Origin of the sequence: Bacillus sp. JJ1562 (assembly GCF_036962705.1) — a bacterium.
In the GTDB taxonomy this organism is placed as follows: Bacteria; Bacillota; Bacilli; order Bacillales; family Bacillaceae_L; genus Ferdinandcohnia.
In genome coordinates, this window is the sequence record NZ_JBALOQ010000009.1 from 30,713 (window position 1) to 43,351 (window position 12,639).

A 12,639-nucleotide genomic window follows, 5' to 3' on the forward strand; every position below is an offset into this window, starting at 1 on the left:
GGAATTCATTATGTCATTTCATTCACAAGAAGAATTTACACTTTCACAAATTGAGCTTTATGAAAATCCATCTACGAGACTACCAATTTGTCTTGTATTAGATACAAGTTATTCCATGAATGGGGAACCAATCAAAGAGTTAAATAAGGGTGTAAAGCTATTTATGGAATCGATTCGAAAGGATGATACGGCTTCTGCTTCTGCCGAAATCTCCATGGTTACATTCGGTGGTGAGGTTAAGCAGTTATTTGATTTTGGAAGTATCCACCGTCAAACAATCCCTCATTTATCAGTAAATGGACTGACCCCAATGGGAGAGGCTGTGAATTTGGCAGTTGACCTCTTGGAAAGAAGAAAAAACATGTATTCTCAATCAGGAGTCAGCTATTTCCAACCGTGGATTGTGATTATGACAGATGGTGCGCCAACAGATGATATTTCATTGGCAGCTAGACGTACATCAGATCTAGTCAATAATAGAAAATTAACTATTTTTCCATTAGGAATTGGACCTAACGCAGATATGGATACATTAAAGTTGTTTTCCCCTAATCGACCACCATTGAAAATCAAGGGCTTAAATTTTGTTGAATTTTTCGAATGGTTGAGTAGTAGTGTATCAGCCATTTCTGCTTCTACGCCTGGAGAAAAAGTAAATCTTGATGTGGATGCCATTCAAAAATGGGCAGTTCTCTAATAAAGGAAGATATACATGACGATTACACAATGGAAGTTTGCTAGTGCTCAAGCTGTTGGGCGCGGCCATATTAAACAGCAATTACCATGCCAAGATTATACATTTTGTGTACAAACACAAGACATGACCATTTTAGTTTTAGCAGATGGTGCAGGTTCTGCACCGTCTTCTCATATGGGGGCTGAAATGGTTGTTCACAAAATGATCCATATTCTTCAAAACCATTTTGAAGAGATGTTTTATGAAGATGACCAACAATTGCTTCGCAAACGAATCATCGGGATCCTTTTGAACGAATTAGAAGGGATTGAGAATTTTAGTGGAAACATAAAGGAATATGCTTCAACCCTACTTTATGTAGCCATTAAAGATGATCGTTACTTAGCAGGTCACATTGGGGATGGTGTGATAGGACTGCAGGTGACGGAAGGAAACTTCAAGGTTCTTTCTAACCCGGAAAATGGTTTATTTGCTAATACAACCTATTTCATCACTTCTGATGAGGCTTGGAAGTACCTTCGTCTATACAAGGGTGAAACAGAAGGGAAAACGGGCTTTATCCTTATGTCAGATGGAACAGCTGATTCATTATTTAATAAACAAGCGCAAGGGTTTGCACCTGCCATTCCAAGAATGCTTGATTGGCTCCGGAACTATCCGAACAAAAAAATTGCGGAAGTTCTTGAAACAAACTTGGATTCAGTCATTAAACAACAAACCCAGGATGACTGTAGTATCGCACTAGCTGCTCTAACGACTTGGAATCAAGAAGAATTGATGGAATCATCCCCTGAATATTTGGCTGACTTTATTGGTTTAAACAGTAAGTTATCGTTTGAAGGAACTGAAACGGAATCCGAGGCTGACCAGGAAAGCTTAAAGATAACCGAAGTAACTGAACAGCTTCAACAGGCCGAGAATGAGTATGAAAACATGAACGTTGAATCCCAATCTGACTTAGAAGTTGAAAAAATCGAATCAACCGAGGACATTCGTGTTGATGAAGGGTTGGAACCAGATGGAGTTGAAGAACCAGATGTACCTGCTGAAGGAACAGAAAGCATTTTGGAGGATTTAGGTTTGGTTGAGGAAGAACCTGAAACTGAAGATCAAGAAATTGAAAATGACGAACTTGAAACGACAGAAGAAGATCGGAAATAACTATTTCAATTATGAACGATCCTAATAAGACTAACGAGAAATGGGAGGGTGAGACATGGAAAAGCTAAAGAAAATGCAGTTTATAGACCGAAAAGCAATCCAATCCATTGATCGATTATTACTTTTATTAAGCTTTGGTTATCTATATTTATATTTTCAATATGGCGATACCATTAATTTAATAACAACCATTATCATTATTGCCATTCATGCATTTAACTTTCTATCAAAGTTCCAATCAAACGTCTTGTATGCGGGCTTTGGTTATAGTTTGTTATCATTCGGTATTTTAAATCATTTTTATCCAAATGTAACGGAAATGAAGTTGCTTTTCTTTATCCCGTTTATTCTATTTTTTATTGTGATCTTTAGTGATTTCTCTAGTAATTTACTTACGGGGTTTTTACTAGGTTTTTGGATTTTACTCTTATATTTTGCATTTACTTCTGGTGCGACAGGAATTCAATCTATATTAATTAGCTATGGAAACTCTCATTCTGTTTTAGAACATATTCTTTTTTTATTGATGACAGCTATCATCATGTATATATTTTCTAAAGTATATCCTACCCGACCTACAACTAAGACCATAAAGATTGCTCAATTATTAGTGTGGATTGGGATTCCGTTTGTTTTAACTGTAATCAATGGAATAAATCCTGCTGAGGAGATAAAAACAGCGGCCTTTTACCTTGTATTAGCTATTATTATGTATCGTTCTTTAATATTGGATAAAACGGTGCTAGCTTCCATTGCTTATGCAATTGTCACGTTTATAGTCTGTACCTTTGTTAGACAGCATTTTGAGATCGAAAACTTTTATTTTATCTTACTTGCAACATTACTTGTTCTATTGCTGGTGAACTATTTTAAGGTAAATGTTCGTTTTTTAATCGGATTTGTGTTTTCTTTCTGGTTAATCCAGCTGATGATTCTTTATCAAGGTCTTGAACATGGTGTTGTGCCAACATTAGAAGTGATTTTCTCGAAGGATGGAATTCTAGCAGCTATGAAATATGTCTGGCTTCCAGTGATTGTTGGATTATTCTGGTCACAAAAAACTTCCTTGATTGATACTTTGATCAAACGCTTAGAATCAACTAATCAGAAGTTAAAGCAACGCAAAATGGATACGGTGGAGCGGGCACCCGTTCGTAGCAAACCGGTTAATCCAAGTACAAAGGGTTGGGATGAGTTATAGATGAGTAAAACAACTGTAAATTCAATTGATCTATTAAAAATAACCAATCAATATCGCATTTTTATCGATACTTGTGTATGGATGTATCCACCATCAAAGGATTTTCTTACAAAGGTTCTTCCGGAAGCATTATTTGTTAGAAAAGCAACAACGAAGATTCCATACCGTGTAATTGAGGAAGTAATTCGAAGTGCAAAGAGTCCTGAAAAAGAGAAGAGGAAGCGAGCGAAATTCGCTGCAAGAATGATTAATCTCTACATAAGAGCTGGATTAGCCCAAGTGTTAGGTGATAAGGATGACCCAGATATTAATGACAAAACGATTCTATATGTTTTTCAAAAATATAGTGATCGCTATCAATTTTGTTTATTTACAAGAGATACAGGTTTAGCAAATGATGTGTACCAGTTAAGAAATCAAAAAGCAGTTGATAATAAAGAATTCTTGATATATGGAATTAAAGAGGATGGTTCAGCGTATCAGTGGAATTTTGATAATGAACCGCGTAAAGACCCTGTTTTCTTTCATTATAAAAATAAACCGAATTTTAAACGTGAAGCATCAGTGGATCGCTCTCTACTAGAAAAACATCCATTAACTGTAAAAAATAGTATTAGAATGCAGAGCGGAGATAAGGTGCAAACGTTAAAACATGGCGAATTTACACTTGGTGAGAAACTTGGTTCTGGGCAAGATGGTACCGTTTATCGTGTAAAGAAGGGCCTTGTTTGTAAGATTTTTTATAATCAAAAATTGACGTCAAATAGATATCAGAAAATAGTCGAAATGCTATCTATGCCAACCCATATTCAAAATGTTAATTGGCCACTTGACCTTATATTTACGGAAGACAATCTGTTTCTTGGTTATGTAATGATGGAAGCAAAGGGAATATCACTACAGAAGCTAATAAAAACTAAGTCTCATTTAACAACGAAGTTCCCAGAGTGGGACAGAAAGAACCTTGTGGAATTGACTTTGTCTTATTTGCGCATAGTCGGGCAGCTTCATGACCACGGGATTGTTATGGGGAGTGTAGACCTCGACGATATCATTGTAAAGAATGAAAAAAGCATTTCTTTAATCAATACAGATGGTTTCCAAATTAATCAGTTTCGTAGTGACCGCTCTTTGATAAATTTTACGCCACATGAAATCCTTTCTCAAAAGGATGAGGTGCTAAGAGTCAAAAATCATGACTACTATTCAATTGCTGTTGTTTTATTTGCAATCTTGTTTCCTGGAAGGCTTCCTTACACTTTCCAAGGTTCAAATGTAAAGGCGGAGCATATTCTTAATAAACATTTTGAATTTCCGTTTCATCCCTCTTTCATCCCGAATTATGAGAAGAGTCCCTGGGCATTAATTTGGGGAAGCCTTCCTTTTCATTTACAGCAGCTTTTTTACGAAACCTTTGTTCAGGACCAACGAATTCCAATTGAGTTTTGGGAAACAGCGATTCGGTTATACCGAGACAGTCTGAAAAATGAAGAGCTACCAACCGCCCTTTTTATAAAAGATATGGATGATCTAAAGGAAAAAAAGATATTTGCTAAATGTATGGCATGTAAATCATACTTACGTATTCCGGAAAGAGAATATACACGGATTACGGACCACATTCCAAATCCATTATGCGAAAGATGCCATCATCTCTATAAAATCAAGTATCCTTCCGAGACTGGGCAGTCCAAGCAAAAGGAAACGAAACATTTCTGGACGGAAAAAACAACTTTTCTTGAAGCAATGTCTACATTCAGAAGTGAAATGGGGAGTGAAAATTAGTGGATGATTTAAGTCTAAAAAGCGAGGAACTACTTAATAATCCTTCGACAAGAATGCCAATCTGCTTAGTGTTAGATGCAAGTGGTTCAATGACTGGAAATCCACTTAAGCAACTACGGCTAGGCCTTCAGCAGCTTTTTAATGATTTATTGCAAAATGAGGTTTCAAAGGCATCTGTTGAAATTTGTATTATTACATTTGGAGAACAAGTGAAGACGGTTTTAGAATTTCAACCAATAAAACCAACAATCCGGCTTAAAATAGCAGCTGGTGGTGCTTCTCCAATGGGAGAAGCGATGGAGGAAGCAATAACTCAGTTGAAAAATCGAGTTGTACTCTATAAAACTCACGGTCTTCAATATTACCAGCCCTGGATTGTCTTATTATCTGATGGCTCACCAACAGATGAAATTGAAGATTCAATTACTCATACCGTAAATGGTATTAAAAATGGGGACTTTACTATGTTTCCAATTGGCATTGGTGATCATGCTGATTTAGAAATTTTAGAACGATTTTCACCATTACGACCACCTCTTGTTTTAAATGAAGTTAAGTTTAAGGAATTTTTTTCATGGTTAAGTGAAAGCGTAAGCCGAGTATCTGAATCCCAGCCATTTGAACAAATTGAATTACCACCTATTGAGGATTGGCCTGAACTGAAGAAAAAATAGCAAATGGTGAGAGGTGAGAATGTTACTTGGAGACAACATATTATCAGCTTTTAGAAATTAAAACGACTTCTACAGATGAAGAAATTAAGAGAGCTTATTTTAGAGTCATCAAAAAATACCCTGTCGATCAATTTCCGGAAGAGTTTAAAACGATACGAATCGCTTATGATACATTGCGAAACTCACAATCTCGGAAAGAATATGACACAAAAATGCTACACGGTGACTTGGTGGAACAGCTTAAAAACGAAGCGATGAATGCCTATTCAAATGATGAGTATGAAAATGCGAAGAGATTGTTTAAAGAAGTTTTAGCCATTGTACCAACGTTGACTGAAACTCGTAATTATTATGCATTAAGCTTTTTATTTACGGAGGAATACAATCAGGCTCTTCAGCATTTTAAAATTATTGTTCAGGAAGAACCAGAAAATATCACTTATCAACTGAACTATGGGAAAGCCCTTGAAAATTGTGGGAAAGAAGAAGAAGCCATTCGTTTATATAAAAAATTGTATATTATGACACCTGACAATATGGACCCCTTGTTTCAGTTAATTGAACTTTATCTTAATAGAAAAGAAGAGTACAATGCACTCAAAACATTGGACCAAGCTATTTCTAGTCAATCAAAGTCAGGTGGTTTTCATGCCTTTTACTATCTATTAAAACGCCTAAATGTGTCTGTCAGGATACGAAATAAAGTAGAGTTGATGAAATCTATCGATTTTTGTCGGGAACTTCTAGAAAAACACGAGTCTGAACGAGGGACAATGATGGCAGACTTAACTGATTTGGGTCTTGATTTATATAAGCGTAAGCTTTATGGGTATGCTAAACCAATTCTTGAGTTTGTTCAAAAGGAAAGCTCTGAGTCGAATGAGAAGTTCGATTCATTTGTCAGTGAAACGGTCCTTCGGGCAAATGTCTATGACGAATTTGACATACTTGAACGTGATGAAAGGGTAATCGAATATGTAAAGCACATCTTTATCCTCTACCTCCATGGTGATGATTTTACGGAGGATGAATTTGATGAGTATAACGAAAAAGCATACGATAACCTACATGAAAGCTCATTATATAATCCCGGGGAGACGTTGAAATCAATAAAACGGGTGCTTATCAAATATCCAAATCTCTTTCAAGAAAGAGAAAAAGTACTAAATAACTTTATGGAAACTTGTAAGGATTCCATTCAATGCCATGAAGAGTTTGAAAATCTTAAAAATGATTCTCAAGTATGCCATCCAGTGAAACGATTAGTTGCCTATTATCTGATTTATTTTGATTCGGAAGATGAAAAAAGAGAAATGTTTGCATCAATTAAAGAGGATTTTATAGATGAATCAGATCGTTCATTAAAAAGATCTATTGATCGTTTAGAGTCTCGTTATCCAGCTCTTTACGGATTAAATGAAAATTTCTTTCGAGATTTTCAGTAATGAGAGGAGGAGACCTACTTGGACCAATCAAGATTAAAAATGTTGTATGAATCAATGAATGCTCTTGATGAAGAAATAAGGGAAGCCATCATTGCTGAAGATACTTCACTTGTCCATTACCATTTGTTCAGAGCTTACAGACTTATTGAAAAGGTACATTTAGAAAATAAGAACTCACTTCTTCCGTTTTATCAATTTTTAAGTAGATGGCATCAACGACTTGCTCAAATGTATGAGGGAAAAGGCTATATAGAGGAAGCCGAACGTGAATGGTTATCTGCGATATCCTTTCATGTAGGTGAATCCGACCAAAATCCATATGTACAATATGCACACTGTACACTAGCAACGCAGAATTTATCGGTTAGCCGTGAGATTAAGGAGCATATGCCGTACATATCTAAGGAAAATGTGAAAAATGTTCAAACCGCATTACGAAAAGCTAAATTTTCACTAAAAACTGCAACTAAGAAGTCTGCTATCAATGATTCAACAAGCTATATCCTTGGTTGGATTGATGAAATGGAAAAGGCGATTGAAACGAGAGATGACTTAAAGGGTGATGAGGTGCATGAATTTAGCAAAACCGTTGTTGAGGACGTATTAAGGGAACTTGACTCGTATATCGGTCTTGAAAAAGTGAAGCAGCGAGTTCGCGAGATTTGCAATCTAGTCATCTTTAACCAATTAAGACAAGAACAGGGGCTTAAGGTGAATCAACCAAGTCTACATATGGTGTTCACTGGAAACCCAGGCACAGGTAAAACATCCATTGCTAGAATTATCGCCAAAGTATTTAAAGCTTTGGGCGTGTTAAAAAAAGGGCATCTTGTAGAAGTGGGTAGAGCTGATTTGGTTGGGGAGTATGTGGGTCATACTGCTGTGAAGACACTCGGTAAACTGAAGGAAGCAAGAGAAGGCGTTTTATTTATTGATGAAGCTTATTCACTTGTACGTGGACAAGGTAATGACTTTGGAATTGAAGCAATCGATACAATTGTCAAGGAAATGGAAGATAAACGCAAAGAGTTGGTGATCATTTTAGCCGGTTACCCAATTGAAATGGAACGTTTCCTACAATCGAATCCAGGTCTTCAATCCCGATTTAATAGTCACATACTGTTTGAGGATTATAGTATTGATGAATTATTTGAAATAGGTAAGATAATGCTTCAGCAAAAGCAATACCAAATGACAGAAGATGCTGCTCAGATTTTCAGAAAAATTCTTGTGCAAAAGGTAAGTGAAAACCCTAAAAGACATGGGAATGGACGACTGGTTCGAAATATTATTGAAGAGGCTATTCTATGTAAAGCGAATTATGTGGTGACCTGTAAGCAACAAAACCACCCGTACGGTAAGTTAGATGAAATTGAAAAGGTTATTATGCACATGGTTCTAAATAATATGAATACCTTGTCAGATACTGAAAAGGTTGTAAGAGGTAAACAGGGTGTCTAACCAAAGGGGGCTGATTAATTGAATTCTAGAACTGGACCAGATGATATTAATGAACTTTTGGAGTTAATGAAAAAAATGAGTCCAGAAGAAATAGAAAAAATACAACAACCTGTACCAATAATTAATATTAAAGTTCATCAGCACTACAACTATATTAGGGCATCGTCGTACTACCGACCAAGGCTAATACCAATAAAACCAATCAATCAGATTAGGCAAAATGTTTCAAAGAAACCAGTTAAGAAAGATAGCCTACCTCTTGATGGAGCTAAAGGTATACTTGCTTATCATAAATTAGTTTCAAAAGTAGTGATATTTACCTTATTCAAATGGGCAATTGATGAGCTTGAAATTTGCAAAATAACCCTTAAATATATTATTCAAAGCAAAGATTTCCCTATTGAAAAATGGGAGAAAGAATTAGACTTTATGAAACAACAGTTAATCAATAAATTACCGTTCTATTTTGAGGAAGGAGAGGGCATCTTGAGCGCTACTATACAAGAAATTCTTGAGCGTGAAAAAGAAAGCTTACAGCCTTTAGAGGAATTCTATTATAATCCTGGGGCAGGACAGCCTAATTTTTTAGTTAAGCTTCAAGAGTCATTAGCTGAATTACAAGAACAAATTAAAGGTGACTTTAAGAATAGCAATCGAATTACGTATAAGCTTATGCAGGAATTTCAACAACAACTGGAAGAATTCGGACAAATGTCTGATGATGATCAAGGAAATAAGATTGACGAAATAAAGAGTGAGTCCAACAAAAATATTGAAAAGATGAAGCTTGTTGCCATTGAAATCTTCGATATGCTCGATCTCGTGTACCAATCAACACTACAGGTCAATGAAACGCAATGGAGCAGTGAGATTGAGAAAGCAATCAATAAAATTCTCTCGTTATTAGAAACGCATGGAATTGTTGAAATTCCAGTAATGGGCCAATTACTGGATGGGAAAACGATGGAATGTATTGGAACGGTATCTCAGCATGAGGTTCAAGTGCCAGTTGAAAAATATCAAGTGTATGCAGTCCATCAGCGTGGTTTCTTGGACAAGGCCACTGGTAAGGTCCTACGAAAAGCAAGTGTAACATCAGTCTTATAAACTATTAAACTATTGGGGGAGAACAACATGGCAGTTATCGGAATTGACTTAGGAACAACAAACTCAGCAGTCGCATACTTAAAAGGTGAAAAACCTGAAATTATTCCTAATACAGAGGGAGGTCGTACAACTCCTTCGGTTTTCCAGATTAGTATCAATGACGAAATCACTATCGGACAAAATGCAAAGAATGCTATGCCAGGTATGCCTGATCGTACAGCAACAGAAGTGAAGCGTCTTATGGGAACAGATGAAACCATCATGGTTGGTGGACAAAGCTACCGACCTGAAACAATTTCCGCTCATATATTAATGCACCTAAAGAAAAGTGCGGAAGAATACTTAGGTGAAGTTGTAACAGAAGCCGTTATTACCGTTCCGGCTTATTTCAATGATGCACAACGAAAGGCTACTCAGAAAGCAGGGGAAATTGCTGGTATAAAGGTTGAGCGTATTATTAACGAACCAACAGCAGCTGCAATTGCTTATGGTTTAGAAAATATTGATAAAAATCAACATATTCTTGTCTATGACCTTGGTGGGGGAACATTTGACGTTTCCGTCGTTGAAATTTTCGATGGTGTTGTAGAGGTAAAGGCAAGTGCTGGTGATAACAAACTAGGTGGTGTTGACTTTGACAATGCGCTAACCGATTGGATTATTGCAAACTTTAAACAAACAGAGGGAATTGACTTATTTAGCTTTGGATCTCCTGAAGAAATCAACCAACGAAAAGCAAGAATTAAGCTTGAATCTGAAAATATTAAGAAAAGCCTATCTAGCCAAACAAATGTAAATATCAATATTCCGTTTATTGCGATATACAACAATGCTCCGGTCAGTGTGAACATGAGCATTACAAGAGAAGAATTTGAGACGTTAATTAAGGACATGGCATTAAGGACACTTGTTAAAGTAGATGAAGCACTAGAAGACTCTCGTCTAGGGGTTTCTGGTATTGATGAAGTATTACTTGTTGGGGGATCGACAAGAATTCCTATAATCCAGCAGCTTGTAGAAGAGAAGTTCGGTAAAAAAGCGAAGAAGGACATCAACCCAGACGAGGCTGTAGCGCTTGGAGCGGCTGTTCAAGCTGGAATTAAAACAGGTCAAATTGATACCTCAAAAGGAATCATGGTCATTGATGTATGTCCGTACACACTTGGAACAGAGGTTGTCAGACAGATTGGTGGTCAAACGGTTCCAGGATTTTTTGACCCAATCATCCCAAGAAACAGTACAATTCCAATCACAGAAAGTAAGCGATATTACACAGTTAGTGATAACCAAACAAGTGTAAACGTAAATGTCTTCCAAGGTGATAACCAATATACAGATCAAAACATTTTCCTTTCTGATTTTATTTTAGAGGGAATTCCAGCAGGACCAAGAGGGCAAGAAGCTATTGATGTTAAATTCTCTTACGACATAAATGGAACGCTTCAAGTAGAAGCAACCATTGTGAGCACTGGAAGGAAAGCTACTGCTATCGTTAAGACACAAGCAGGAACAATGACAGAGCAGGAAGTTAATGCTGCTAAAGCTCAAGTGGAAAACGACTATGAGAAATCTGAGTTATACCAAGAAGTAAAAAGTGTTATTACACGTGGAGAACGTATGTTGAATAGTACGGAAGGTATGGAGAAAGAAAAGTTAATGTCTGCTCTTCAAAATATTAAAATCGCATTAGAGAAAAACGAACGTTCTTTAGTTCAAAAATATGAGGAAGAGCTAACAGATCTATTGATTGAATTAGTATAGGGGTTGTACGATGAAGCAACTAACTAGCAAATATAACAAAGCTATACTATTAATAAAAGAAGACCGATTAGTGGAAGCAAAATGGATGCTGGAATCCATTTTAGCTTCCGCTCCTTTTCACTCAGAGACAAACTGGACGGCTGGGTTAGTTGAAATCTTGATGGGTAATCCGGTAGCAGGATTGTCCTATTGGGAGCGGGTAAATGCAGAACAATTTTCACAGCTCCACGAAAGAAAGGAACAGATTATTTCGACTTTAGGAGCATATGAAGAAGTTCGTACTGTATATATTCAGGCATTGTCCTTTGTAGGAGAAAAGAAGGTTCAGGAAGCTGAAGGGATTCTTTCTCCACTCTTACAGCGGGAGTCACCCTTCCCTCTACCTCAGGATGTGTATAGACTCTATTTCATTACTCTTTTTGAAAGAGGAAAGGTGGAACAAGCATTTGAATTTTTCTCAAATGCACCTCTTTGGATTCAAAAAGCTCCATCTATTAAGCGGTTCATTACTTCTGTTAGGGATGGTTTACTTGCTGAAAAAACAATTAAAGAGCAGGGAAAGTCGAATGAACAGGCATTGCAAAGAAGGAAAAAACGAAAACAAAAAAGTCTTATATTATCCGCAAGTGCTCTCGCGGTAGTAGTTGCTGGTGGAATCTATGTGGGAAGTAGAGACTGGAAATCTGTACCAACAAACTATGAGGTTTCTTCGACAGGTGATGGACAGACAAGTGTTATTTCTACAGAGTTTGAGAAAAAAATTGCGGAACTCGAATCCCAACTAAGCAGTGTGGAGTCTGAAAAAGAAAGCTTAAAGAAAGAACTTGAGCTAGAGTTAGCGAAGGTATCAGAGTATGAAACTACTGAAGCCTTATACAAAAAGGCGAACCTTGATTTAACTTCCGTACGTTCCAAGGAAGCAAAAGAGGAGTTTAATAGTGGCTACTCCTTATATAAGAAAGGTGACTACGCACGAGCTAAAGAAAAGTTTGAGCTAAGTCTTCAGTTAGATTCAACAGAGTATTTTAGTGATGATAGCTTGTACTACTATATTCAAATTGAGCAGAAATTGGACTCACTTTCTGGAGATTCAGAGCTATTTCAACGGTTCTTTAATACTACATCTGAACACTATATTGAGTCGCCTTATCGGGATGATCTTCTAGTCGTTCAGGCTAATACTTATTATCGTGAAGGAAAAATGGAACAAGCTTTAGATATTCTTTCTAAAGTGGAAGAACAATTCCCTAACGAGTGGACAGCATCGTACGCTAAGAAGTTAACAAGTGAAATAAAAGAGAGATAAATATTTTATTAATATAATTAATGTTTCATCTGCGGGGGCAA

10 protein-coding genes are annotated in these 12,639 nt (G+C 36.7%); all 10 read left to right on the forward strand.

The genetic code is table 11. From position 1 onward, the window contains the following. The first annotated feature begins 10 nt into the window (after positions 1-10). Genes V7097_RS06245 through V7097_RS06290 form a run of 10 tightly spaced genes read left to right on the forward strand, consistent with a single transcriptional unit; the run spans position 11 to position 12,598 of the window. Positions 11-697: a vWA domain-containing protein gene (locus tag V7097_RS06245; protein ID WP_335702747.1), complete on the forward strand. Its 687-nt coding sequence runs from the start codon at positions 11-13 to the stop codon at positions 695-697. 15 nt (positions 698-712) lie between these two features. Continuing rightward, on the forward strand, positions 713-1,858 hold the full coding sequence (locus V7097_RS06250; protein WP_335702748.1) for a PP2C family serine/threonine-protein phosphatase: 1,146 nt from the start codon (positions 713-715) through the stop codon (positions 1,856-1,858). A gap of 55 nt (positions 1,859-1,913) precedes the next feature. Then, positions 1,914-3,059 carry a hypothetical protein gene (locus V7097_RS06255; RefSeq protein WP_335702749.1) on the forward strand — a complete coding sequence of 382 codons (1,146 nt, stop codon included), beginning with the start codon at positions 1,914-1,916 and terminating at the stop codon, positions 3,057-3,059. Continuing rightward, the gene (locus V7097_RS06260; protein WP_335702750.1) at positions 3,060-4,844 is read left to right on the forward strand and encodes a hypothetical protein; all 1,785 of its coding nucleotides are present in this window, start codon (positions 3,060-3,062) and stop codon (positions 4,842-4,844) included. Next, positions 4,844-5,518: a vWA domain-containing protein gene (locus V7097_RS06265; protein ID WP_335702751.1), complete on the forward strand. Its 675-nt coding sequence runs from the start codon at positions 4,844-4,846 to the stop codon at positions 5,516-5,518. Before V7097_RS06260 ends, V7097_RS06265 begins: the two co-directional genes overlap by 1 nt. A 26-nt stretch (positions 5,519-5,544) precedes the next feature. Continuing rightward, positions 5,545-6,963 (forward strand): J domain-containing protein, encoded by a 1,419-nt coding sequence (locus V7097_RS06270; RefSeq protein WP_335702752.1) that lies wholly within the window; start codon positions 5,545-5,547, stop codon positions 6,961-6,963. A gap of 18 nt (positions 6,964-6,981) precedes the next feature. Continuing rightward, the gene (locus V7097_RS06275) at positions 6,982-8,424 is read left to right on the forward strand and encodes an AAA family ATPase (RefSeq protein WP_335702753.1); all 1,443 of its coding nucleotides are present in this window, start codon (positions 6,982-6,984) and stop codon (positions 8,422-8,424) included. Between the two features lie 18 nt (positions 8,425-8,442). Then, complete coding sequence (gene grpE, locus V7097_RS06280) at positions 8,443-9,531, forward strand: nucleotide exchange factor GrpE (protein WP_335702754.1); 1,089 nt, start codon at positions 8,443-8,445, stop codon at positions 9,529-9,531. 27 nt (positions 9,532-9,558) lie between these two features. Continuing rightward, positions 9,559-11,292: an Hsp70 family protein gene (locus V7097_RS06285; RefSeq protein ID WP_335702755.1), complete on the forward strand. Its 1,734-nt coding sequence runs from the start codon at positions 9,559-9,561 to the stop codon at positions 11,290-11,292. Between the two features lie 10 nt (positions 11,293-11,302). Continuing rightward, on the forward strand, positions 11,303-12,598 hold the full coding sequence (locus V7097_RS06290; RefSeq protein WP_335702756.1) for a tetratricopeptide repeat protein: 1,296 nt from the start codon (positions 11,303-11,305) through the stop codon (positions 12,596-12,598). Positions 12,599-12,639 lie beyond the last annotated feature (41 nt).